21 protein-coding genes are annotated in these 23,463 nt (G+C 51.7%); 10 read left to right on the top strand and 11 right to left on the bottom strand.

What is annotated here, in order from left to right:
• Positions 1-63: 63 nt before the first annotated feature.
• The 5 genes from ssuB to ssuE are packed head-to-tail and all read right to left on the bottom strand — an operon-like array spanning position 64 to position 4,314.
• Positions 64-831, bottom strand: coding sequence for an aliphatic sulfonates ABC transporter ATP-binding protein (gene ssuB, locus IB222_RS14795; RefSeq protein ID WP_149384724.1), 768 nt, complete (start codon positions 829-831; stop codon positions 64-66).
• Positions 828-1,619 (bottom strand): aliphatic sulfonate ABC transporter permease SsuC, encoded by a 792-nt coding sequence (gene ssuC / locus IB222_RS14790; protein WP_149384723.1) that lies wholly within the window; start codon positions 1,617-1,619, stop codon positions 828-830. The genes ssuB and ssuC overlap by 4 nt, the downstream gene beginning before the upstream one ends.
• Before the next feature lie 10 nt (positions 1,620-1,629).
• Positions 1,630-2,775 carry an FMNH2-dependent alkanesulfonate monooxygenase gene (gene ssuD, locus IB222_RS14785; protein WP_003831965.1) on the bottom strand — a complete coding sequence of 382 codons (1,146 nt, stop codon included), beginning with the start codon at positions 2,773-2,775 and terminating at the stop codon, positions 1,630-1,632.
• Complete coding sequence (locus IB222_RS14780; RefSeq protein ID WP_126318587.1) at positions 2,772-3,746, bottom strand: sulfonate ABC transporter substrate-binding protein; 975 nt, start codon at positions 3,744-3,746, stop codon at positions 2,772-2,774. Before IB222_RS14780 ends, ssuD begins: the two co-directional genes overlap by 4 nt.
• Positions 3,739-4,314: an NADPH-dependent FMN reductase gene (gene ssuE, locus IB222_RS14775; RefSeq protein WP_149384722.1), complete on the bottom strand. Its 576-nt coding sequence runs from the start codon at positions 4,312-4,314 to the stop codon at positions 3,739-3,741. The genes IB222_RS14780 and ssuE overlap by 8 nt, the downstream gene beginning before the upstream one ends.
• A gap of 243 nt (positions 4,315-4,557) precedes the next feature.
• Between ssuE and pyrD the strand changes: the two genes are divergently transcribed.
• Together pyrD and zapC are read left to right on the top strand one after the other, a co-directional pair.
• Complete coding sequence (gene pyrD, locus IB222_RS14770; RefSeq protein ID WP_003831973.1) at positions 4,558-5,568, top strand: quinone-dependent dihydroorotate dehydrogenase; 1,011 nt, start codon at positions 4,558-4,560, stop codon at positions 5,566-5,568.
• Between the two features lie 165 nt (positions 5,569-5,733).
• Positions 5,734-6,276, top strand: coding sequence for a cell division protein ZapC (gene zapC, locus IB222_RS14765; RefSeq protein WP_003035852.1), 543 nt, complete (start codon positions 5,734-5,736; stop codon positions 6,274-6,276).
• Here the strand turns inward: zapC and IB222_RS14760 are convergent.
• On the bottom strand, positions 6,273-7,379 hold the full coding sequence (locus tag IB222_RS14760) for a YcbX family protein (protein WP_149384721.1): 1,107 nt from the start codon (positions 7,377-7,379) through the stop codon (positions 6,273-6,275). The genes zapC and IB222_RS14760 overlap by 4 nt on opposite strands.
• A 98-nt stretch (positions 7,380-7,477) precedes the next feature.
• On the opposite strand from IB222_RS14760, the gene rlmKL reads away from it, so the two are divergent.
• From rlmKL to rmf, 6 genes are all read left to right on the top strand, one after another.
• Positions 7,478-9,586 (top strand): bifunctional 23S rRNA (guanine(2069)-N(7))-methyltransferase RlmK/23S rRNA (guanine(2445)-N(2))-methyltransferase RlmL, encoded by a 2,109-nt coding sequence (rlmKL, locus tag IB222_RS14755; protein WP_148362158.1) that lies wholly within the window; start codon positions 7,478-7,480, stop codon positions 9,584-9,586.
• A 12-nt stretch (positions 9,587-9,598) separates the two neighbouring features.
• On the top strand, positions 9,599-11,506 hold the full coding sequence (locus IB222_RS14750) for an ABC transporter ATP-binding protein (RefSeq protein ID WP_003831978.1): 1,908 nt from the start codon (positions 9,599-9,601) through the stop codon (positions 11,504-11,506).
• Positions 11,507-11,521: 15 nt separating this feature from the next.
• Positions 11,522-12,775 (top strand): membrane integrity-associated transporter subunit PqiA, encoded by a 1,254-nt coding sequence (pqiA, locus tag IB222_RS14745; RefSeq protein ID WP_148362157.1) that lies wholly within the window; start codon positions 11,522-11,524, stop codon positions 12,773-12,775.
• Positions 12,776-12,779: 4 nt separating this feature from the next.
• On the top strand, positions 12,780-14,420 hold the full coding sequence (pqiB, locus tag IB222_RS14740; protein ID WP_003831983.1) for an intermembrane transport protein PqiB: 1,641 nt from the start codon (positions 12,780-12,782) through the stop codon (positions 14,418-14,420).
• Complete coding sequence (gene pqiC / locus IB222_RS14735; protein ID WP_003831985.1) at positions 14,417-14,980, top strand: membrane integrity-associated transporter subunit PqiC; 564 nt, start codon at positions 14,417-14,419, stop codon at positions 14,978-14,980. Before pqiB ends, pqiC begins: the two co-directional genes overlap by 4 nt.
• A 256-nt stretch (positions 14,981-15,236) precedes the next feature.
• Positions 15,237-15,404: a ribosome modulation factor gene (gene rmf / locus IB222_RS14730; protein ID WP_003035871.1), complete on the top strand. Its 168-nt coding sequence runs from the start codon at positions 15,237-15,239 to the stop codon at positions 15,402-15,404.
• A gap of 107 nt (positions 15,405-15,511) precedes the next feature.
• On the opposite strand, the gene fabA is transcribed toward rmf, so the two are convergent.
• Together fabA and IB222_RS14720 are read right to left on the bottom strand one after the other, a co-directional pair.
• On the bottom strand, positions 15,512-16,030 hold the full coding sequence (fabA, locus tag IB222_RS14725) for a bifunctional 3-hydroxydecanoyl-ACP dehydratase/trans-2-decenoyl-ACP isomerase (protein ID WP_003035875.1): 519 nt from the start codon (positions 16,028-16,030) through the stop codon (positions 15,512-15,514).
• A 68-nt stretch (positions 16,031-16,098) separates the two neighbouring features.
• Complete coding sequence (locus IB222_RS14720) at positions 16,099-17,859, bottom strand: Lon protease family protein (protein WP_149384720.1); 1,761 nt, start codon at positions 17,857-17,859, stop codon at positions 16,099-16,101.
• Positions 17,860-18,044: 185 nt separating this feature from the next.
• Between IB222_RS14720 and matP the strand changes: the two genes are divergently transcribed.
• Positions 18,045-18,497: a macrodomain Ter protein MatP gene (gene matP, locus IB222_RS14715; protein WP_003831992.1), complete on the top strand. Its 453-nt coding sequence runs from the start codon at positions 18,045-18,047 to the stop codon at positions 18,495-18,497.
• 88 nt (positions 18,498-18,585) lie between these two features.
• Here the strand turns inward: matP and ompA are convergent, their stop codons facing one another.
• Together ompA and sulA are read right to left on the bottom strand one after the other, a co-directional pair.
• The gene (ompA, locus tag IB222_RS14710) at positions 18,586-19,632 is read right to left on the bottom strand and encodes a porin OmpA (RefSeq protein ID WP_149384719.1); all 1,047 of its coding nucleotides are present in this window, start codon (positions 19,630-19,632) and stop codon (positions 18,586-18,588) included.
• Between the two features lie 357 nt (positions 19,633-19,989).
• Positions 19,990-20,499, bottom strand: a complete 510-nt coding sequence (gene sulA / locus IB222_RS14705) for an SOS-induced cell division inhibitor SulA (RefSeq protein ID WP_008784287.1) — start codon at positions 20,497-20,499, stop codon at positions 19,990-19,992.
• A 217-nt stretch (positions 20,500-20,716) separates the two neighbouring features.
• Between sulA and IB222_RS14700 the strand changes: the two genes are divergently transcribed.
• A complete protein-coding gene (locus tag IB222_RS14700) occupies positions 20,717-21,331 on the top strand; it encodes a TfoX/Sxy family DNA transformation protein (protein WP_003831996.1) in 615 nt (204 codons plus the stop codon).
• Here IB222_RS14700 and yccS read toward each other — a convergent pair.
• Complete coding sequence (yccS, locus tag IB222_RS14695; protein WP_003831997.1) at positions 21,309-23,462, bottom strand: YccS family putative transporter; 2,154 nt, start codon at positions 23,460-23,462, stop codon at positions 21,309-21,311. The two genes, IB222_RS14700 and yccS, sit on opposite strands and share 23 nt — an antisense overlap.
• Between the last annotated feature and the right edge of the window lies 1 nt (position 23,463).

The raw sequence follows: 23,463 nt of genomic DNA, 5'->3' as shown, positions 1-23,463 counted from the left end.
CCGGATGGGTCCGGCCTACCATTCACGCGTAGGCCGGATAAGCGGTAGCGCCATCCGGCATTTTTAACCCTGCTTGCGTAACTGAACTTCATTGTCGCCACGCTGCATAACCCGGTTCAACACTTCCGCTTCCAGATCGGCTAACCGTCCCGATCCCAAACGGCGGGGGCGCTGAATATCCACCGTAAGATCCAGTCCGATTTTTCCGTCCTCAATCAGCAACACGCGATCGGCCATTGCCACCGCTTCACTGACGTCATGAGTGACCAGCAGTACGGTAAAGCCGTGCTCTTGCCATAAAGAGACGATCAGATCCTGCATTTCAAGGCGGGTTAGGGCATCCAGAGCGCCGAGGGGTTCATCCAGCAGCAGCAAACCGGGGCGATGAATTAATGCCCGTGCCAGGGCTACACGCTGTTTTTGTCCACCGGATAGCGCAGCCGGCCATTCGTGAGCACGACTCTCCAGCCCAACGGCGGCCAGCGCATCTCGGGCCGCATCGCGCCACTGACCTTTCAGACCCAGGCCCACATTATCGATAACCGTCTTCCATGGCAGCAGACGCGCATCCTGGAACATCATACGCGTATCATCCTGAATTTCCGCCAGTGGGGTGGTTCCGGCAAGTAATGCGCCTGAGGTCGGCGATTCCAGCCCTGCCAGCAGACGCAGCAACGTACTTTTACCACCGCCGCTGCGGCCAACCACGGCAACAAACTGTCCGGCCGGAATATGCAAATCTAACTGATTGAGCACCGTATTGGCGGCGTATTGTTTTGTCACGGCGCTCAGCAATAGCGGCGTACCCTGGTTCAAGCGAGCGGTATTCATACGGTAGCCTCCTTTACATGGTAAGCCGGGTGCCAGCGTAGCCAGACTCGCTCCAGCAATTGGGCGCTGACGTCGGCAAGTTTGCCGAGCAAGGCGTAGAGAATAATGGCCACCACGACCACATCGGTTTGCAGAAATTCGCGGGCGTTCATCGCCAGGTAACCAATACCAGCATTGGCAGAAATGGTTTCTGCCACAATCAGCGTCAGCCACATCAGACCGAGAGCAAAACGTACGCCGACCATAATCGAGGGCAGGGCGCCGGGGAGGATCACATGAACAAACAGTGAAAAGCCGGATAATCCATAGCTGCGCGCCATTTCTACCAGTGCACGATCGATACTACGAATCCCATGCCAGGTGTTGATGTAAATCGGGAACAGCGTGCCCAACGCAACGAGAAAGATCTTGGCGGATTCATCAATGCCGAACCACAGAATCACCAGCGGGATCAGCGCCAGATGCGGTACGTTACGCAGCATCTGCACTGAGGTATCCAGCAGACGTTCTCCCCAACGCGAAAGACCGCTGATCAGTCCCAGCGTCAGGCCAATCGATCCACCGATGGAGAATCCGATTAGCGCGCGCCAGGAACTGATGGCCAGATGCTGCCAAAGCTCGCCGCTGGCGGAAAGCGTCCAGAAGGCTTCGATAACACCCTCCGGAGAGGGCAGGATGCGAGTGGACAGCCAGCCCATTGAAGATGCGAGCTGCCAGAGCGCCACCAGACCTACCGGTAAAAACCAGGGCGCGAGGCGTAATAACCATCTGTTTTTCGGCGTTGCCATTAGCCGCTCCTTAGCTTTGCGCGACTTTGCGCGGGATAAATTCGTTTGCCACCGCTTCACCTTGTTGTTGCAGGTATTGCGGCTGCGGAATTTCCGGTATAGCAACATCCAGATGCGGGAACAGCAGCTCGCCAACCTTGTATGCCTCTTCCAAATGTGGGTATCCGGACAACACAAAGCTGTCGATTCCCAGCGCGGCATACTCGTTGATACGCGCCGCGACAGTCGGACCATCTCCGACCAGCGCGGTACCCGCGCCACCGCGTACCAGTCCAACGCCTGCCCACAGGTTCGGACTAATTTCCAATTTGTCGCGTTTACCATTGTGCAGTGCAGCCATTCGCTGCTGACCAACCGAATCCGTTCTTGAGAAGGCGTCCTGGGCTTTGGCAATGGTGTCGTCATCCAGGTGGGCTATCAGACGATCCGCTGCCTGCCACGCCTCGTGGGTTGTCTCCCGTACGATCACATGCAGACGAATACCAAAGCGGATCTTGCGCCCGAGCGCCGCTGCTTTGGCCCGCACCTGTTCAATCTTCGCTTTCACCTGTTCCGGCGGCTCGCCCCAGGTCAGATAGAGATCAACCTGCTCGGCAGCAAGGTCTTGTGCGACATCAGACGAGCCGCCGAAATAAAGCGGTGGCCGGGGTTGTTGTACGGGAGGGAAAAGCAGCTTCGCGCCGCGGACATGAATATGTTTGCCGTTGAAATCCACCGTTTCACCTTGCAGCAAGCGCCGCCAGACCTGAGTAAATTCAGCAGAGGCTTCATATCGTTCTGTGTGATCGAGGAACACGCCGTCACCTGCCAGCTCCTGTGGATCGCTGCCGGTCACCAGGTTAAATAACGCCCGGCCATTTGAGAGTCTGTCGAGCGTCGCAGCCTGACGTGCGGCAACCGTTGGCGAGGTGACGCTTGGGCGCAGCGCGACCAGAAACTTTAATCTCTGGGTGACCGGGATCATCGAAGCGGCGACCAGCCAGGCATCTTCGCAAGAGCGACCGGTTGGGATCAGGACGCCGGTAAATCCAAGACGATCGGCCGTTTGCGCGATTAGTTGCAGATAACTGTGATCGACCGGGCGCGAACCTTCTTCCGTTCCAAGATAATGACCGTCACCGTGGGTGGGTAAAAACCAAAACATGTTCAGACTCATAATTTTTCTCCTGCCTGCTGAGTGGGTTGCCAGATACGCTGGCGAATATCGATTTTTTTCGGCACCAAACGGTTGTCATAAAACAGATCGGCGGTTTGTTGTTGCAGGGCAGCAACGGAGGCGTTGACTGGCACAATGGTGGTTGGCGGACGGTGATCCAGATAAGACGCAATCACCGGTTCGGGCAGCCCCATGGTTTTGGCCAGCAGGGTAATGCTTTGCTGGCGCTGGTTGAGCGTTAACGCATCGGCCTGGCTAAAGGTATCCAGTACGCCAAGTACAAAAGCGCTATTTTTCTCGGCATAAGGACGGGCGGCGAGATAAAACGAACCGGTTTGCTTAAGGTCTGAGCCGTCCTTCAGTACGCGCACATCACCTTGCAGTAATGCGGCGGAATAATAGGGGTCCCAGATAGCCCACGCATCAACGTTTCCTTGCTGAAAGGCCGCTCGTGCATCGGCGGGAGTCAGATAGGTCGGTTGAATATCGGTAAATTTCAGTCCGGCCTGTTGCAGCGCCCGGAGCAGTAAATTGTGGGCGCTGGAACCTTTCTGGAAGGCGACTTTATGTCCTTTAAGCTGCGCGACGCTCTGGATCGGGCTATTTTTCGGCACCAGAATCACTTCGGCTTTCGGTTTGGGCGGCTCGACGCCCACGTAAACCAGATCGGCTCCGGCGGCCTGGGCAAAAATTGGTGGAATATCACCGGTGCTGCCGAGGTCGATACTGCCGATATTGAGTGCTTCCAGCATTTGCGGTCCAGCCGGGAATTCAACCCACGAGATTTTGGTCTGCGGGTAGCGTTTCTCCAGTAGCTGATGGCTTTTGGCCAGCACCATACTGACGCTTCCTTTCTGGTAACCAATACGCAGGGCATCGGGGGCCGATTCTGCGGCATGCCCCAGAGTTGACAGCGACAACAACCCGGTCAATGCCAGCCATGACGTGTGACGCTTGAGAAGATCAAACATGGGCGGCACCTCGCAGGGTGTTCAGTTGAGGAAGTTGGACATCGCGACGATGCAACGCCAGCCAGAAGGTATCGAGCGCACTGTCCAGACGCTGCTGAAGGTTGGGCGTAAACTGAGGTTTATGTTGATAATCAATTACCTGTGAATCATCAGCAAACACACCGTGCAGGATCTCCTGGGCCTTTAATGCGCTCAGTACCGGTTTCAGCGCGTAATCGACGGCAAGTAAATGCGCCACGCTGCCGCCGGTCGCCAGCGGCAAAACCACTTTCCCTTCCAGCGCCCGCTCGGGGAGTAGATCGAGCAGGGTTTTCAGGGCGCCAGAGTAAGCGGCTTTATAGACTGGTGTTGCGACAATCAGCCCGTCTGCATCCTGCAATTGTTCGATAAATGTGTTCAGCGCTGGACTGTCGAAACGAGCATAGATCAGATCTTCCGGGGCAAAATTGTGCAGGTTCCAGTGAAAGACTTCGACATCCTGACCGTGCAGTTTTTCTCGGGCATATTCCAGTAACGCGCTGGAGCGAGAGGGAAAGCGTGGGCTTCCCGCCAAAGTGATGACGCGCATATTTTCAATCTCCCCTTATAACCAATTGTTTGCTTTTTGTTAACATCAATAACAATTTGAGCAGTCTGGCAGAGAGATTTTGTTTATCGAAATGATTTATACGGCATAGAAAAGTTGGAAATTGAATAAAAAGGCAGAGGCAAGGAAAACGATTGCTATTTATTGCCGCAGGTCAATTCCCTTTTTGCTCGCGATAGCACATAATACGCCCCCGGTTTGCACACCGGGAATCCAGGAGAGTTCATGTACTACCCCTTCGTTCGTAAAGCCCTTTTTCAGCTCGATCCAGAGCGCGCTCATGAATTGACATTCCAGCAATTACGTCGTATTACCGGCACGCCGCTTGAAGCGCTTGTGCGCCAGAAAGTACCGGCAAAACCGGTCACCTGTATGGGGTTGACGTTCAAAAATCCGCTCGGGCTTGCTGCCGGACTGGATAAAGACGGGGAGTGCATTGATGCGCTCGGCGCTATGGGATTTGGTTCCATTGAGATTGGTACCGTGACGCCACGCCCTCAGCCGGGTAACGATAAACCGCGTCTGTTCCGTCTGGTCGATGCAGAAGGTCTGATCAACCGCATGGGGTTTAATAACCACGGGGTTGATAACCTGGTTGAGAACGTTAAAAAATCGCATTTTGACGGTATTCTGGGGATTAATATTGGTAAGAATAAAGATACCCCAGTAGAGAACGGCAAAGATGACTATCTGATTTGTATGGAAAAAGTCTATGCTTATGCTGGTTATATCGCGATTAATATATCTTCACCGAATACGCCGGGATTACGTACGCTGCAATACGGCGAAGCGCTGGACGATCTCCTGACGGCAATTAAAAATAAGCAAAACGATCTGCAAGCGATCCACCATAAATATGTTCCGGTGGCGGTAAAGATCGCGCCGGATCTTTCTGTGGAAGAACTGATCCAGGTCGCCGATAGTTTAGTTCGTCATAATATTGATGGCGTAATTGCGACTAACACCACCCTCGATCGTTCTCTTGTTCAGGGAATGAAAAATTGCGATCAAATGGGTGGTCTGAGCGGTCGACCGTTACAATTAAAAAGTACAGAAATTATTCGCCAGTTGTCTCAGGAATTAAAAGGTCAGCTGCCGATTATTGGCGTTGGTGGTATCGACTCGGTGATTGCTGCACGTGAGAAAATAGCTGCTGGTGCAACCCTCGTACAGATTTATTCGGGCTTTATTTTTAAAGGTCCGCCGTTGATAAAAGAAATCGTCAGCAATATCTGAATGCTACCTTAATCACAAACCAGGGCTTTATTTCTAGCCCTGGTTGTTTTATATTCCTTTACTGTTGCTTATTTAAACATTCTGAGCTTTTATTATTAGGGCAATAAACGAAGCGGCAAAAGGATACTGTCGTAACGGTGATGATTAAGGAAAGGAGAGAAACTGATGCGAATTAAACCCGACGATAACTGGCGCTGGTATTATGATGAAGAGCACGATCGTATGATGCTCGATTTAGCCAATGGCATGTTATTCCGTTCGCGTTTTGCTCGTAAAATGCTCACTCCTGATGCATTTTCTCCGTCAGGCTTTTGTGTTGATGACGCCGCGCTTTATTTTTCCTTTGAAGAAAAATGTCGCTACCTGGATTTAGCCAAAGAACAAAAAGCGGAACTGGTGCTCAATGCGCTGGTGGCGATCCGTTATCTCAAACCGCAAATGCCGAAAAGCTGGCACTTTGTCGCACACGGTATTAACTGGTCGCCGGTCGTGGGTGACGCTGCCTGTGTTGATTTAAGCGATACCGATGAACAGGTAAACCTGTTAGTGGTTGAGCCGGGTGAAAACGCCGCACTTTGCCTGCTTGCGCAACCTGGTGTGGTTATCGCCGGGCGTACGATGCAGCTTGGCGATGCGATTAAAATAATGAATGACAGACTGAAACCGCAGGCCGTTGTTGACAGTTTCAGCCTTGAGCAGGCGGTTTAGCTCTCCAGCCTGATTGCCGTTTTGGGAACACAGCTACAGCACAGAATCGTTCCGTCGTCCCCCATCGCTGATTTCTTCAACGGGCTAACTTCGCCTTCTACCAGTCGAATTCGACAGCATCCGCAAATGCCTGCCCGGCATGAATAGGGAACCCGGATACCCTGGTTCTCCAACTGCTCAAGCAATACCTGCTGATTATTTCCGCGAAAGGTCTGTCCCTGCCAGTCAATAAGCACCGTGGCATCAGGTTGTTGTTCGGGTGTAGTTTCGTCTGATTCAGCCGCGCCGTACGCTCTGGCGGGGCCGGTTGCCAAAATTTCTACCTCATCGCCGACGCGAATAACGCCACTGTTACGCGCGATAAGATTCTGACCGAAATCGACATCGCCGTTATCTACCGCAGTACGGAAGGTTTGCAATGTGGCAAGCGGTTCACCGGATGGATGTTTCTGGCCTTTTTCCGGGCTAACTGTCGTGAAAATACAGCGGCTACAGGGTTTTGCTACATCAAAAATGACGTCGCCAATACGAATCACTTTCCAGGTATCTTCTTCCCAGGCACCAGCTCCCGAAACCACTATATTGGGGCGAAACTGTTCCATTTTGACGCTTGCCGGACAGCGCTGTTGCAGATCGCGCAGGGATGCTTCGTTGGCCAGCAGATAGGGATAACCATCAGCGAAGGATAAAGGAACATCAACATGGCGTTTTACACGGCGCGTCAGCTGCGGGCCGACCCAGCGTAACTGCACTTCACGGGAGAAAAAGCCGCTAAGCCACTGGTTAATAGCCACTGGCGCAATGCGCGCGGTAAAATGGTTTCCCCATACTTCTGTTGGTGCATCCTGGGGGGCGAAGTCGGCAAATCGTACGAGCGCACTGCTGCCGTCTGGCGCCGTAAGATGCAGCCCATCATGGAATGGGGAAGGCGTAAAACGGACCATTTGTGGGAACTGGCGGGCGGTTATGAATGTTCCGTCAGGTTCAGTGATCATAAATATGCGATCAAAGGCGAGACCGCTAATATCTGCCAGGGCATGCGTAAGCCCAATGCCGCGCATTGATTTAACCGGATGAATAAAAAGTCGGGTTAACGTGACCACTGTACAGCCCCTCGAATGAAAATAAGCCTTCAACTTTATGACATACAGCCCATATTAGCTATAATGCGCAGCAATTTTCTCGGAGTAAAAGTGACATTATGAATTCTCTGTTTGCCAGTACGGCCCGCGGGCTGGAAGAGCTGTTAAAAACTGAACTGGAAAACCTCGGCGCGCTGGAGTGTCAGGTCGTTCAGGGTGGGGTCCATTTTAAGGGCGACACGCGGCTTGTTTACCAGAGCCTGATGTGGAGCCGCCTGGCCTCGCGCATTATCCTGCCGATGGGAGAGTGCAAGGTCTACAGCGATCTTGATCTGTACCTCGGCGTTCAGGCAATCGACTGGACAGAGATATTTAACCCTGGTGCTACGTTTGCCGTCCATTTTAGCGGACTGAACGAGACCATTCGTAACAGCCAGTACGGCGCGCTGAAGGTCAAGGATGCGATTGTCGATGCCTTTACCCGCAAAAATATGTCGCGTCCGAATGTGGATCGTGAATCTCCGGATCTGCGCATCAACGTCTGGTTGAACAAAGATACTGCCAGCATTGCGCTCGATCTGAGCGGTGACGGTTTGCATCAGCGTGGCTATCGCGATCGCGCGGGTCAGGCACCGATTAAAGAGACGCTGGCCGCGGCAATTGTTATGCGTTCTGGCTGGCAGCCGGGAACCCCGTTACTCGATCCGATGTGTGGTTCCGGCACGCTGCTGATTGAAGCGGCAATGTGGGCGACCGATCGCGCGCCGGGTCTGCACCGTGGATACTGGGGCTTCAGCGGTTGGGCGCAACACGACGAAGCCGTCTGGCAAGAAGTTAAAGCCGAAGCGCAGGTGCGTGCGCGTAAGGGACTGGCTGACTATACCTCGCATTTTTATGGATCCGATAGCGATGCGCGCGTGATTGAAAAAGCGCGTAGTAATGCTCGCCGCGCCGGTATCGCCGATCTGATGACGTTTGACGTGAAAGATGTCGCCAAATTGAGCAATCCGCTGCCGAAAGGACCCTATGGGACAGTTATCAGTAACCCGCCTTACGGCGAACGTCTGGATAGCGAACCGGCGCTGATTGCCCTGCACAGCCTGCTGGGCCGTACGATGAAAAACCAGTTTGGCGGCTGGAATTTGTCGCTGTTCAGTGCCTCGCCGGATCTGCTCAGCAGCCTGCAATTACGTGCCGACAAGCAGTTCAAAGCGAAAAACGGGCCGCTGGATTGTGTGCAGAAGAATTATCACGTCGCAGAGACCACTGCGGACAGCAAGCCTGCTACGGTAGCGGAAGATTATGCCAACCGCCTGCGCAAGAATATTAAAAAGCTGGAAAAATGGGCGCGTCAGGAAGGCATTGAATGCTATCGCCTGTATGACGCTGACCTGCCGGAATACAACGTTGCAGTAGATCGTTACGGTGATTGGGTCGTGGTTCAGGAATATGCCCCGCCGAAGACGGTTGATGCGCAAAAAGCACGTCAACGCCTGTTCGACATCATTGCCGCCACGCTGTCAGTACTGGAAATCGCGCCAAACAAACTGGTGCTGAAAACCCGTGAGCGACAGAAAGGCAAGAATCAGTATCAGAAGATGAATGAGAAGGGTGAATTCATTGAGGTAAGCGAGTACAACGCGCGCCTGTGGGTGAACCTGACTGACTACCTTGATACGGGTTTATTCCTCGACCACCGTATTGCGCGCCGCATGCTGGGGCAGATGAGTAAAGGTAAGGACTTCCTCAACCTGTTTTCCTACACCGGCAGCGCCAGCGTACATGCAGGATTGGGCGGTGCGCGTAGTACTACGACGGTCGATATGTCGCGTACCTATCTGGAATGGGCGGAACGCAACTTGCGTCTGAACGGCCTGAGCGGTCGCGCTCACCGTTTAATTCAGGCCGATTGCCTGGGCTGGCTGCGTGATGCGAATGAACAGTTTGATCTGATTTTCATCGATCCGCCGACGTTCTCTAACTCAAAACGTATGGAAGATTCGTTTGATGTGCAGCGCGATCATCTGGCGCTGATGAAAGATCTGAAACGTCTGCTGCGTAAAGACGGCACGATCATGTTCTCCAACAACAAACGTGGGTTCCGTATGGATCTCGACGGTTTGGCTGAACTGGGATTGAAAGCACAAGAAATTACCCAAAAAACGCTTTCCCAGGATTTTGCCCGTAACCGTCAGATCCACAATTGCTGGCTGATTACCGCAGCCTGAAAGGATAAATAAATGTCATTGATCAGTATGCATGGTGCATGGCTGTCGTTCAGCGATGCGCCGCTTCTTGATAATGCAGAACTGCATATCGAAGATAACGAACGCGTCTGTCTGGTTGGCCGTAACGGCGCAGGTAAATCGACGCTGATGAAGATCCTGAACCGTGAGCAGGGGCTTGACGACGGGCGTATCATTTATGAGCAGGATCTGGTTGTGGCGCGTCTGCAACAGGATCCGCCGCGTAATGTTGAGGGCAGCGTGTATGATTTCGTTGCCGAGGGTATCGAAGAGCAGGCCGAGTATCTCAAGCGTTATCACGATATTTCGCGTCTGGTGATGACTGATCCGAGTGACAGAAATCTGAATGAGATGGCGCGGGTTCAGGAAATGCTCGATCATCACAATCTGTGGCAGCTCGAAAGCCGTATTAATGAAGTGCTGGAGCAGTTGGGGCTGGATCCAAACGCCGCACTTTCTTCGCTTTCAGGAGGTTGGCTGCGTAAAGCGGCGCTGGGCCGCGCGTTAGTGAGTAATCCGCGTGTACTGCTGCTGGATGAACCAACGAACCACCTGGATATTGAAACCATCGACTGGCTGGAAGGGTTCCTGAAATCCTTCAATGGGACAATCATCTTCATTTCCCATGACCGTTCATTTATACGCAATATGGCGACACGTATCGTCGACCTCGATCGTGGCAAGCTGGTGACTTATCCGGGGAATTACGATCAGTATCTGCTGGAGAAAGAAGAAGCTCTGCGCGTAGAAGAGTTACAAAATGCAGAGTTTGACCGCAAGCTGGCGCAGGAAGAGGTCTGGATCCGTCAGGGGATCAAAGCGCGCCGTACCCGCAACGAAGGCCGCGTGCGCGCACTGAAAGCCATGCGTCGCGAGCGTGGCGAACGCCGCGAAGTGATGGGCACGGCGAAGATGCAGGTCGAAGAGGCGAGCCGTTCAGGCAAGATTGTTTTCGAAATGGAGAACGTGGATTACCAGGTTGATGGAAAGCAGCTGGTAAAAGATTTCTCCGCACAGGTACAACGTAGCGACAAAATTGCGCTAATCGGACCGAACGGCTGCGGCAAAACAACGCTGCTGAAGTTGATGTTAGGCCAGCTTCAGGCTGACAGTGGACGCATTCACGTCGGCACCAAGCTGGAAGTGGCCTATTTCGATCAGCACCGCGCCGAACTGGATCCAGATAAAACCGTGATGGACAACCTGGCTGAAGGTAAGCAAGAGGTGATGGTTAACGGTAAACCTCGCCATGTGCTGGGTTATCTGCAGGATTTCCTGTTCCATCCGAAACGCGCGATGACGCCAGTGCGTGCGCTTTCTGGTGGGGAACGAAATCGCCTGCTGTTGGCGCGTCTTTTTCTGAAACCCAGCAATCTTTTGATTCTCGATGAACCAACGAACGATCTTGACGTCGAAACGCTGGAACTGCTCGAAGAACTAATTGATAGCTATCAGGGGACTGTACTGCTGGTAAGCCACGACCGTCAGTTTGTGGATAATACTGTAACTGAATGCTGGATCTTCGAAGGCGGCGGTAAAATTGGTCGTTATGTCGGTGGTTATCATGATGCGCGCAGCCAGCAATCTCAGTATGTGGCGTTTAAACAACCGGTCACGAAAAAAACAGAGGAAGCCGTTGCTCCTAAAGCAGAAATTGTCAAACGTGGCACGAGCAAACTAAGCTATAAACTGCAGCGCGAACTCGAGCAACTCCCCGCGCAGCTTGAAGAACTGGAAGCTAAACTGGAAAGGCTACAAGCGCAGGTTGCTGACGCCGCTTTTTTCAGTCAGCCACATGAGCAAACACAACAGGTATTAGCTAGTCTGAACGAAGCGGAACAAGAACTTGAGCAAGCCTTTGAGCGCTGGGAGTATCTTGAGTCTTTGAAGAACGGCGCATAATTTAAAGGAGCACATATGTGCGAACATCACCATGCCGCGAAGCATATTTTGTGCTCGCAGTGTGACATGCTGGTGGCGTTACCTCGCCTTGAGCATGGTCAGAAAGCGGCATGTCCACGATGTGGCACTACGTTAACGGTGGAGTGGGACGCGCCGCGGCAGCGTCCTACCGCCTATGTTTTAGCAGCATTATTCATGCTGCTTCTGTCAAACCTCTTCCCCTTTGTGAATATGAACGTTGCAGGGGTGAGCAGCGAAGTCACGTTGCTGGAGATCCCCAGCGTTCTCTTTTCTGAAGACTACGCCAGTCTCGGCACCTTCTTTTTATTATTCGTGCAGTTGGTCCCCGCGTTTTGCCTGCTGACTATCCTGCTGCTGGTGAATCGGGTGCAGATGCCCGCAAGACTTAAGGCGGGTCTTGCACGCGTCCTGTTCCAGTTAAAAAGCTGGGGGATGGCGGAAATCTTCCTCGCCGGCGTGCTGGTCAGCTTCGTTAAGCTCATGGCTTACGGCGATATCGGCGTGGGCAGCAGCTTTATTCCGTGGTGCTTCTTTTGCGTTTTGCAACTGCGCGCATTCCAGTGCGTTGACCGTCGCTGGCTGTGGGATGATATTGCGCCAATGCCAGTGATTAAGCTGGAGTTAAAACCTGGTGTACCCGGCATTCGACAGGGACTGCGTTCCTGCTCTTGCTGCACTGCGATACTTCCCGCTAATGAACGGGTGTGTCCGCGCTGCCAGACGAAAGGCTATGTGCGGCGTAAAAACAGTCTGCAATGGACGTTGGCATTACTGTTTACGTCAATCATGCTTTATCTTCCTGCCAATATTTTGCCGATTATGATTACCGATCTGCTCGGGTCAAAGCTGCCATCAACGATACTTGAGGGGGTGGTTTTAATCTGGAGCGAAGGCTCTTATCCGGTGGCTGCGGTTATTTTTATCGCCAGTATTATGGTGCCGACGTTGAAAATGATCGCCATTGCCTGGCTATGCTGGGATGCCAAAGGGCATGGCAAACGCGACAGCGAACGTATGCACCTGATTTATGAAGTTGTGGAATTTGTCGGTCGCTGGTCAATGATCGACGTCTTTGTGATTGCGGTACTCTCTGCGCTGGTGCGCATGGGAGGGTTAATGAACATTTATCCTGCAATGGGTGCTTTGATGTTTGCTTTAGTCGTCATTATGACAATGTTTTCTGCGATGACATTTGATCCGCGTCTGTCGTGGGACCGTGAACCAGAACCAGGCCATGAGGAGTCCTGACAGCATGGAATCTAAAAGTGGGGAAGCCAAAGTGCAAAAGGTAAAAAACTGGTCGCCCGTATGGATATTCCCTATCGTCACTGCACTCATTGGCGCGTGGGTACTGTTTTATCACTACAGTCATCAGGGGCCACAGGTCACGCTTATTACCACCAATGCCGAAGGTATTGAAGGGGGCAAAACGACGATTAAAAGCCGCAGCGTGGATGTCGGTATCGTCGAGAGCGCAACCCTGACTGATGATTTGACCCATGTGGAGATTAAAGCGCGTCTTAACTCCGGAATGGAAAAGCTGCTGCATAAAGATTCTGTCTTTTGGGTGGTGAAGCCGCAGGTTGGACGTGAAGGTATCAGTGGACTCGGCACGCTATTGTCCGGGGCTTATATTGAACTGCAGCCTGGCAATAAAGGCAGTAAGCTGGAAAATTACCAACTGCTGGATTCACCGCCGCTGGCCCCGCCAGATGCAAAAGGGATCCGTGTGATTCTGGACAGCAAAAAAGCCGGTCAGTTGAGTCCAGGCGATCCGGTACTTTTCCGCGGCTATCGTGTAGGTTCGGTTGAAACCAGCACATTTGATGCGCAAAAGCGTACGATCAGCTATCAGCTTTTCATCAATGCGCCTAACGATCGTCTGGTGACCAGCAATGTACGTTTCTGGAAAGACAGCGGGATCGCCGTAGATCTTACCTCAGCAGGTATGCGCGTAGAAATGGGATCGCTCTCCACGCTGTTTGGCGGTGGTGTAAGTTTTGATGTGCCAGAAGGTTTAGAGCAGGGCGAGCCGGTCGCACAACAATCAGCGTTTAATCTTTATGACGATCAAAAAAGTATTCAGGATTCACTGTATACCGATCATATTGATTACCTGATGTTCTTTAAAGATTCGATTCGTGGCCTACAGCCTGGTGCACCGCTGGAATTCCGTGGCATCCGCTTGGGTACGGTGAGTAAAGTACCTTTCTTCTCACCGAATATGCGTCAGGTATTTAACAATGATTACCGCATTCCGGTGCTGGTGCGTATTGAACCAGAACGTCTGAAGGCGCAACTGGGAGAGGATACCGATGTTGGCGCTCATTTGGAGCAACTGCTTAAACGCGGATTACGAGGATCGCTCAAAACCGGGAACCTGGTAACCGGCGCGCTGTATGTCGATCTCGACTTCTACCCGAAAGAGCCGCCGATTACTGGTGTGCGCGAATTTAATGGTTATCAAATTATTCCGACCGTGAGCGGTGGTCTGGCGCAGATCCAACAGCGTCTGATGGAAGCGTTGGATAAGATTAACAATCTGCCGCTGAACCCGATGATTGAGCAGGCAACTAATACGCTGTCGGAAAGCCAGCGCACAATGAAACATCTGCAAACCACGCTGGATAACATGAACAAGATCACGTCCAGTCAGTCGATGCAGGATCTGCCGGCGGATATGCAGAACACGCTGCGTGAACTAAATCGTAGTATGCAGGGCTTCCAGCCTGGTTCCGCGGCCTACAACAAGATGGTAGCGGATATGCAGCGTCTTGATCAGGTACTGCGTGAACTGCAACCGGTACTGAAAACGCTGAACGATAAGAGTAATGCGCTGGTATTTGAAGCGAAGGACAAAAAAGATCCAGAGCCGAAGAGGGCGAAACAATGAAAAAGTGGCTAGTGGTGATGATGGCGGTCTGGCTGACGTCATGCAGCTCCAGCGGAGAAAATAAAAGCTATTACCAGCTCCCTATCGCACAAGGCGGTGTGCAGAGCTCTGCCAATCAGGGAAACCGTCTGCTGTGGGTTGAACAGATTGCGGTACCTGATTATCTGGCCGGTAATGGGGTGGTTTACCAGACCAGCGATGTGCAATATGTGATAGCCAATAATAATCTCTGGGCCAGCCCATTAGATCAGCAATTGCGCAATACGCTGGTTGCGAACCTCAGTATGCAGTTGCCTGGCTGGGTTGTCGCTTCACAGCCGCTGGGAAGCACTCAGGACACGCTGAACGTTACCGTAACCGGCTTCCACGGTCGGTACGATGGTAAGGTTATCGTGAGCGGTGAATGGTTGCTGAATCATCAGGGACAACTGATCAAACGTCCATTCCACATCGAAGCTGTACAGACTAAAGACGGCTACGATGAGATGGTGAAGGTTCTTGCCAATGCCTGGAGTCAGGAAGCAATGGCCATTGCTCAAGAGCTGAAACGCATCCCTTAAGCTTAAATAATTGTAAATTATACCGCCCCTGGTTCATTGCCCGGGGCGGTTTTTTTTATTTTTTTAGCCGTGGAGATAGCTGTTCTGACTGACTATTTTTGTACAAATGATTTAGCGAGTAGCTCACAAATATGACACTGGCGTGAATTTTGCGCATTGACGAGCCTGATGTTTAGGGGTATTCGTTTAGTGTGATTGCACACTTAGTAATCACTGTTTTCTTTTCCACCAGACCCAAAAATGAGGGAAACGAGGCATGAAGAGACAAAAACGAGATCGCCTGGAACGGGCACATCAACGTGGATATCAGGCCGGCATTGCCGGACGCTCAAAAGAAATGTGTCCCTATCAGACGCTGAATCAGAGGTCATACTGGCTGGGAGGCTGGCGAGAAGCCATGGGGGATAGGGTTTTAATGGCCTGATTCTGTCTCTTTAGATAAAAGAAACCTCCGCAGAGCGGAGGTTTCGCCTTTTTGCACACCTGAAAAAACGGGGAAACGTTAATGTCTGGCTGCTTCGCAGTTCTGGATTAGAACGCGGAAGTGTCCTGGAACAGACCCACTTTCAGATCGTTTGCGGTATAGATCAGACGACCATCAACCAGCACTTCACCATCTGCCAGGCCCATGATCAGGCGACGGTTAACGATGCGTTTGAAGTGAATGCGGTAAGTGACTTTCTTCGCGGTCGGCAGAACCTGGCCGGTGAATTTAACTTCGCCTACGCCCAGCGCACGGCCTTTACCTTCACCGCCCAGCCAGCCGAGATAGAATCCAACCAGTTGCCACATGGCGTCGAGACCCAGACAGCCCGGCATCACCGGATCGCCGATAAAGTGACAACCGAAGAACCACAGGTCCGGGTTGATATCCAGTTCAGCTTCAACATAACCTTTGTCAAAGTTGCCACCGGTTTCGGTCATCTTGATGACACGGTCCATCATCAGCATGCTTGGTGCTGGCAGTTGTGGCCCTTTAGCGCCAAACAGCTCACCGCGACCAGAGGCAAGAAGGTCTTCTTTCGTATAGGATTCGCGTTTATCTACCATGTTCTCTGTAAGCCTTATTTTATTGAAGCACGCAGGATAGCTAACACGTGTACGCTGAACAAGTCCGATCAGTTCGGAATAATCCAGTTCAGCCAACGTAGCGGCCATGGGAAACGGTGACGACCTTCCTGTTGCGTTGCCGTGGCAATACGCTCCTGAATGGTTTGCATCAGCGTTGTCTGGCCTTCGCCATCCCACACCAGATTTAACAACAGTGGCAGCGCATCAGTCACGTCGTCCACCGCCCAGATAGTGAATTTTTCTTCTTCTATGGCCTGTAGCAGCGCAGGCTGCAGGCTGAGGTGTCTGACGTTAGCCGAAGGAATGATAACGCCCTGCGTGCCTGTCAGTTCGCGCTGCTGGCAGATGGTGAAGAAACCTTCAATTTTCTCATTCAGACCACCGACAGGTTGTGCCCGACCAAACTGATCGACAGAACCTGTAATGGCGATACTTTGATTAACAGGAACGTCGGCGAGGGCGCTAATCAATGCGCACAGTTCTGCCATAGACGCGCTGTCACCGTCCACTTCGCTGTAAGATTGCTCAAAGGTCAGTGAGGCAGAGAAGGGGATTTGTTGCTCAAGCTGGAGTTCCGACATCAGGAACGCCTGCATAATCATCATACCCTTGGCATGAATATTTCCGCCGAGCTCGGCTTTGCGCTCAATATCCGTAAACTCGCCGTCGCCAATGTGCACGACGCAACTGATACGAGAAGGCTCGCCAAATGCGCGTGGGTGGCCTGGAAACTCAATTACCGACAAGGCGTTGATCTGGCCAATACGCTCGCCTTCTGTCTCGATAAGGATCTGCTCTTGCAGAATTTCATCCTGCATGCGTTCAGCCAGGAATCCCTCACGCCATTCGCGCTGAGCCAGCATCAGGCTGAACTGCTCAGCGTTGCAGGTTTCGCCCTCGCATAACGGAGCCACCTCTTTGAACTGTCGGGTGATCCACAGCGGGTTAAGCGGCAATGTATCCTGTTCACCGGTATAGCGAACGGCTTCACGGATCAGAACCTGCCAGGCATCAGGAGCGGGGTAGGGCAAATTATTGCGTATGGCGATATGCGTGACCCACTGACACCATTGCGTCATGGTTTCGGCATCCACTATCTGCAGATTATCTTCAAACTCGCTGTAAATGGCCTGCTCAGCCAGCTCTGGTTCCATGTCCTGGAAATCCGCCAGCGATTCACGCTCACCCACCAAAATAACTTTCAGTTTAAGCGGCATAGGGGGAACGGAGACAGGCAGCGGGCGAGACTCATCAAAAGCTACCCAATCAAAACGTTCGTGGCTGACAATGGCTTTCAGGCGCATCCACAACAGAGGTTGGGCCAACAGCGTGCGCAATGAGATAACCAGCACACCTCCATTGGCCTGATGTACCAGACCTGGCTGCAGCGTAATTTCTCCATTGAACTGACGCAGACAGCCAAACAGTTGTTCGGCTTCGGCCCAGTCAGCGCTGACCACCTGCGTCAACGTCGCAAAATTGTCTTCCGCTTTCTCTGCTGTACGATAACGAATAGTGTGACCGGAGATGTCGTAATGACCGCCAGTCAGGCTTCCTGCATCCGTGTGCAAGGGACGTGCAGCCTTTGCAATAAGGTTGAGATACTCAAGCTCTTCCGGTGCTTTTACCAACATGAACGAGGATGTTGTCCAGTGCTGAAGAAGCTGCTCTAGCGCGAATTGTAAACGTGGCTGAGTATCACTAAGTAAGGTGTCGGTGTCGTCAGTGACGTGCGGCTGTGCAAATACTTCCTGATAACTGTCGGTATCAGGAACCAGATCACGCCATGCAAGTTTCGTAATGGTCAAAGTTGATGTTTTTTAGTCTGTTGTAAAAAACGAGATTATACCGTAACCCTCACCACTAAACACCTGGAAAGCGCCGCGAAACGGTTGTGATGACGCGCGGCAGTTCACAGGCTGGATATTCTTTTCTTCAGATGCCGAAAAAGCTGATATTCTGATAAGAGTTACACGGTAACATTGAGATCGCAATGAAATATCAACAACTTGAAAACCTTGAAAGCGGCTGGAAATGGAAGTATCTGGTGAAGAAGCATCGTGAGGGGGAATTAATCACCCGTTACGTCGAGGCCAGCGCTGCCAAAGAAGCCGTTGATTTATTGCTAACCCTCGAGAATGAACCGGTTCGGGTTAATGCCTGGATTGAAGAACACATGAATTCTGCGCTGCTTAATCGTATGAAACAAACCATACGTGCGAGGCGCAAGCGGCACTTTAATGCTGAGCATCAGCATACGCGGAAGAAATCCATCGATCTGGAGTTCATGGTCTGGCAGCGTCTGGCTGGTCTTGCGCAGCGGCGCGGAAAAACGCTTTCTGAAACTATTGTGCAGCTAATTGAAGACGCAGAGCATAAAGAGAAGTACGCGAACAAAATGTCGACATTGAAACAGGATTTACAGGCGTTGCTGGGAAAAGAGTAGCGGTCGGGTGGTTTAACACGTGGCTTACTTTGGATGAAAACAGATGAAAAAAAACCCCGCATAGCGGGGTTTTTTATAAGACGATAACTTAAGCCTGAGGCTGAGTTACAACGTCTTTGATGCCTTTAACTTCGATCTCAACACGACGATCCGGAGCCAGGCAGTCGATCAGTGCAGCGCGAGCTTTCACGTTGTCACAGGTGTTGCCAGTAACTGGGTTGGATTCACCCATGCCACGTGCAGAGATTTTGTCAGAAGGAATACCTTTAGAGATCAGGTAATCAACAACGGACTGAGCACGTTTCTCGGACAGCGCCTGGTTGTAAGCGTCAGAACCGATGCGGTCAGTGAAGCCCAGAACCACTACGGAACCGTCTTTCGGATCCAGGTTGCTCAGCTGGCTGTACATCTGGTCCAGAGCCTGCTGGCCTTCTGGTTTCAGAGTTGCTTTGTTGAAGTTGAACAGAACGTCAGACTTCAGAGTGAAGTGCTTGGTCTGTACTTCTGGAGCCGGAGCCGGAGCAACAACTACTGGAGCTGCTTCTTCCTGCTGGCCGAAACGGTAAGAAACACCAACGCTCAACAGACCGTTATCTGGACGACCACCAACGGTGTTCGCGTCACCGATGTTGTTGGTCCACTGGTATTCCAGACGGGTAGCGATTTCAGGAGTAATTGCGTACTCTACGCCACCAGCGAATACTGGGGATACACCAGTGTCGTGGTCTTTGAAGCCTTTGTTGTTTTTAGCGTCTGCACGCCAAACCATACCACCCAGACGGGTATAAACGTCCAGATCGTCAGTGATTGGGTAACCCAGTTTAGCGGTCAGCTGAACGCCCTGAGCTTTGAAAGCGCCATTCTGCTCGCTGCCTTTGTATGGCATACGGCCTAACCAGTCGTAACCCATTTCAAAACCAACGTACGGGTTAACCTGGTAACCACCGAACGCACCGGCACCCAGTTGGCTTTCGTGGGTCGGACCGTTGTTGTCGATACGGTTGTTGCCAATATCATGGAACTGAGACCAGCCCAGTTTAGCACCAGTATACCAGGTGTTATCTTTCGGAGCGGCCTGCGCCACGGTAGCGAAACCAGCCAGTGCCACTGCAATTGCGATAGCTGTCTTTTTCATTTTTTGCGCCTCGTTATCATCCAAAATTCGCCATGAATATCTCCGAAGAGAGATAACACGGTTAAATCCTTCACCCGGGGACCAGTTCAATAGTTACTCTACCGATATCTGCGGCTTACGCCGAGCACCCCTGGCGATGTAAAGTCTACAACGTAGTTGAAAACTTACAAGTGTGAAGTCCGTCAGGCATATGAAAAAAAAAGGCTTGTATACACAATATTTAACATTTATAGCTGAATAAATGTACTGAGGATATCCTGAAAACCGCTTCTGACAAGCGTTCAGACGAAAAACACATTACAGCTCAAAGACAAATTGAGAGATGAAAAAAAATTCCAGGATAAATCCTAATTTTACTCAATGATACAAATTCGAGTGAATTTTTAGCCCGGAATGCTGTCTCCCCGCAAGTGTCTGGGCGCGAACCGGACGCATGATAAAACCCATCGCATTACCTTCATCAGCCGCTTTGACCAGTTCGGCATGTTCATCTTCCGTTAATTCTTCCGCCAGCCAGCCAATGACAACACTGTAATTACCCGTGCGTAGCGCACGAATCATTGATTCCAGCGTATTGCAGGGGGAGAGCTGACTAATTTGCATGACTTTCGTCAATGGAAGTCCAGCTGACTGCACCCACTCCCGACTTAATTTTTGCTGAGGCGTCAGCCACAGCTGCCAGCGTGATTGTTGCCCTAACTGTTGCAGCAGGGGAAGCAGCAGCAGTTGTGTCATCATGGGCTGGTCCTCGCGATAGACAACTTCACTGATAAGCCCAGCGGTTGCGTTCTCTGATGAAACGCGCGCAATGTTGCTTGATGTGGAAGAGAACGACGATGAACGATTTGCATAGCCTGAAGTGTACATAATCAATCCAGCCCTGTGAGTTACTGTATGGATATACAGTAACCCTGCCATCAACAAAGATCAACCTTATTTTCGGAAACAGGTTCGCAATTTTTAGTCGTCGTCACGGGAAAAATAAAATTCATCTTGCCCCATACGCATAAGTTGCCTATTTTCGTCATTAACGGATCCGCTACTGAAAATCATTTGCTTACGTTATGATTTAAAAAGGATTTTTATGAAAGAGCTTTCTTATGCAAGGATCTATAAATCGCAGGAATATCTGGCTTCTCTGGGGACAATTCACTATCGCTCACTGTTTGGTGGCTACAGTCTGACGGTTGGCGATACGGTCTTTGCCATGGTCGCTAATGGTGAGCTGTATCTTCGCGCCTGTGAGCAGAGCGCCCAGTATTGTGTACAAAATTCTCCTGTCTGGCTGACATTTATTAAGCGCGGACGTCCTCTTGTACTTAATTATTACCAGGTGAACGATGCCCTGTGGCAAAACCAGCAGCAACTGGTGTCGTTATCGCGATATTCGTTGGATGCTGCGGTTAAGGAGAAACAAAGTCGCTTTGCCCAGCATCGTCTGCGGGAATTGCCGAATATGACGTTTCATCTGGAGACCCTGCTGAATGAAGCTGGAATTAAAGATGAGGGGACCATGCGATCGTTGGGAGCACAAATGTGCTGGCTGAAACTTCGGCAAAATAACCCGGCTCTGACGGTAAAAGTACTCTATGCCCTTGAAGGCGCGGTAGGGGGGATACATGAAGCCGCACTCCCGGCGACGCGTCGCCAGGAGCTGGTTGAGTGGGTAAGTTCTCTTACGCCGGAACCGGGGTATTAGACGGCAGCACGTCAATTTGCTGCTGTAATCGCCGGATCTCCGGGAGTAGAGCGATCAATAGCCCAACTTGCTGAACGACCAGCGGCTCTTTACTGTCCGGGCGTGGTTCCAGATGCTGAATTCGCTGCTTCAGCCCTTCTAACGCCTGGTATACACGCTGCTCGTCAGCGGGTTGATGGTGAAGGGCATCATCAACATAGCAAACAGCGTCATCCAGCAATGCCAAAACGTCTGGATTGGTCAACTGTTCGCGATGTGCGCCTAGCGCAGAAATATAGCTGGTAAACGTATGGTTGAGACACAGTAAACGGAACGCCGTTTCGCGGGTTTGGGCCGTGACATCCGGCTCGCTCGACATGTTTGATACCACGGAGGCGAGTTCAGCATCACGATTATGCGCATCACGGCGAGCGATACGGTAGGCCAGACGATTATCACGACCCTGATGATATTGTTCGAGAATTGCATCAAGGTAGCGGCAGTTAGCGTCAGTCGCCCGTTCAATTACCCGTGGTAGGTTACGAAAACGCCAGTCTGGCCAGATGAAACTGACAGCAGCCCAGGCGATAGCACAGCCAATTAGCGTATCGATGACACGCGGCAGCGCAACCTCAAAACCTTCGCCGAGCAGGTTAAAGCACAGTAACACCAGCAGCGTGATAAACATGGTGGCATGCGCATACTGGACGTTGCGAAAGGCAAAAAACAGTACGCCAGTGATCACCAGGAGTATCAGTTGCCCCTCGAGAGAGGGCACAAACCACAGGATCGGTAAACCAATGGCAATCCCAACCAACGTGCCGATAATCCTGAGCGCCAGGCGATGTCGGGTGGCGTTGTAGTTTGGCTGACAGACAAACAGGCTGGTCAGCAAGATCCAGTATCCGTGATTCATGCCGGTTATCTGGATAATGGCATAACCAACACAGAGTACTAACGACATGCGAACGGCATGGCGAAACAGAGCAGACTCAGGGGTGAAATTACGGCTCAGACGTAACCAGATATCACTGAATCCATGGGGACTGTCATCGGCAAGCTGATTTTCAGACTCATTGCGCGAGAGTACCTGAGCCTGTTCGGATTCGATGGTAGCAAGCTGCGCGTCGATTGCCCGTAGGTTTGACAGTAAAAAACCCAGCGTATTGAGCAGGTCGGCAGGTTCACCACTGGCGCGCATGCGCTCAAGTGCAGCATCTATATGGGTGAAGGCTCGCTCAAAGTGCGGATCGTGCTGGTAAGGCGTGCGCAATAAAATACAGCGAGATAATTGTGAACAGGCTTGCCCTTGCATCGACATCAACCGCTGGAAACGGAACATCACATCGCTGTGACGGAAATGATCGCGTAGCGTTTGATACTGAATATGTGAGGAGCTTGCGCGTTCATGAATATCCTGCGCCACAAAATAGTAATGTAGCGTGCGACGTGTTCCCCGTTGTCCACGGTCACCGCGCAGGCGGGTCAGCAGCGACACTTTAGTCTGATTCAGCGTTGCCATCAGTTGGCCATTCGCGAGAGCTAAATCATACAACGGTGCCTGGCTTTCATCTTCTATGTCGGGGTCAAAAAGACGCGATTTCAGTTCCAGGTAGTGCGCTAACTGTTCGTAGCTGCGTGCCAGATTGTCCTGTAAGGGGCGGATGGGGAACAGAAGATGTCCGGTGAGCGTCAGCAGGTTATACCAGATAGCGCCAGCGAGCAGCAGGATTGGTTGTTGATACCACTGATCGTAAAGCGAGGTGCCCAGCATCGTGTAAATGGCGATCAGCAATGCACCAAAAGCAATAGTTGCATAGCGCTGGCCTAATCCCCCCAGCAGAATAAAGCCGCTGGTGGAAAGCGTTAACCCAATAGCAAACAGCCATGGCCATGGGAAGAGCAGTTCAACGGAGGCTGAGGCAATAAAAAAGCACACCAGTGTGATGATTAAATTGCGCAGTCGGCCTGCGAGACGATCGTCCAGATCGGTAAGTGCGGCAGCGACCATGCCCAGCGTGAGCGGGATGGTCAGCTTGACATCGCCCAGCCACCAAGGCAGCGCTGTTGTGCCGCATAGCGCGATAAAAATCCGCACGTAGTACAGCCATGTGCTGTTCCAGGTATAGCGTTTGAGCAGAGGACTTAACATA

The sequence above is a fragment of the Citrobacter sp. C13 genome, from assembly GCF_014596815.2.
Lineage (GTDB): Bacteria > Pseudomonadota > Gammaproteobacteria > Enterobacterales > Enterobacteriaceae > Citrobacter > Citrobacter portucalensis.
This window is presented reverse-complemented; position numbering and strand designations above follow the sequence as displayed.

What these genes read in the sequence shown, in the direction of transcription:
- IB222_RS14700 (WP_003831996.1), top strand. Translation starts at nt 20,717, where the DNA reads ATGAAAGAGCTTTCTTATGCAAGGATCTATAAATCGCAGGAATATCTG.
- ssuC (WP_149384723.1), bottom strand. Translation starts at nt 1,619, where the DNA reads ATGGCAACGCCGAAAAACAGATGGTTATTACGCCTCGCGCCCTGGTTT.
- pyrD (WP_003831973.1), top strand. Translation starts at nt 4,558, where the DNA reads ATGTACTACCCCTTCGTTCGTAAAGCCCTTTTTCAGCTCGATCCAGAG.
- pqiB (WP_003831983.1), top strand. Translation starts at nt 12,780, where the DNA reads ATGGAATCTAAAAGTGGGGAAGCCAAAGTGCAAAAGGTAAAAAACTGG.
- fabA (WP_003035875.1), bottom strand. Translation starts at nt 16,030, where the DNA reads ATGGTAGATAAACGCGAATCCTATACGAAAGAAGACCTTCTTGCCTCT.
- ompA (WP_149384719.1), bottom strand. Translation starts at nt 19,632, where the DNA reads ATGAAAAAGACAGCTATCGCAATTGCAGTGGCACTGGCTGGTTTCGCT.
- rlmKL (WP_148362158.1), top strand. Translation starts at nt 7,478, where the DNA reads ATGAATTCTCTGTTTGCCAGTACGGCCCGCGGGCTGGAAGAGCTGTTA.
- IB222_RS14750 (WP_003831978.1), top strand. Translation starts at nt 9,599, where the DNA reads ATGTCATTGATCAGTATGCATGGTGCATGGCTGTCGTTCAGCGATGCG.
- pqiA (WP_148362157.1), top strand. Translation starts at nt 11,522, where the DNA reads ATGTGCGAACATCACCATGCCGCGAAGCATATTTTGTGCTCGCAGTGT.
- IB222_RS14780 (WP_126318587.1), bottom strand. Translation starts at nt 3,746, where the DNA reads ATGTTTGATCTTCTCAAGCGTCACACGTCATGGCTGGCATTGACCGGG.
- matP (WP_003831992.1), top strand. Translation starts at nt 18,045, where the DNA reads ATGAAATATCAACAACTTGAAAACCTTGAAAGCGGCTGGAAATGGAAG.
- ssuB (WP_149384724.1), bottom strand. Translation starts at nt 831, where the DNA reads ATGAATACCGCTCGCTTGAACCAGGGTACGCCGCTATTGCTGAGCGCC.
- rmf (WP_003035871.1), top strand. Translation starts at nt 15,237, where the DNA reads ATGAAGAGACAAAAACGAGATCGCCTGGAACGGGCACATCAACGTGGA.
- sulA (WP_008784287.1), bottom strand. Translation starts at nt 20,499, where the DNA reads ATGTACACTTCAGGCTATGCAAATCGTTCATCGTCGTTCTCTTCCACA.
- ssuE (WP_149384722.1), bottom strand. Translation starts at nt 4,314, where the DNA reads ATGCGCGTCATCACTTTGGCGGGAAGCCCACGCTTTCCCTCTCGCTCC.
- pqiC (WP_003831985.1), top strand. Translation starts at nt 14,417, where the DNA reads ATGAAAAAGTGGCTAGTGGTGATGATGGCGGTCTGGCTGACGTCATGC.
- yccS (WP_003831997.1), bottom strand. Translation starts at nt 23,462, where the DNA reads ATGTTAAGTCCTCTGCTCAAACGCTATACCTGGAACAGCACATGGCTG.
- ssuD (WP_003831965.1), bottom strand. Translation starts at nt 2,775, where the DNA reads ATGAGTCTGAACATGTTTTGGTTTTTACCCACCCACGGTGACGGTCAT.
- zapC (WP_003035852.1), top strand. Translation starts at nt 5,734, where the DNA reads ATGCGAATTAAACCCGACGATAACTGGCGCTGGTATTATGATGAAGAG.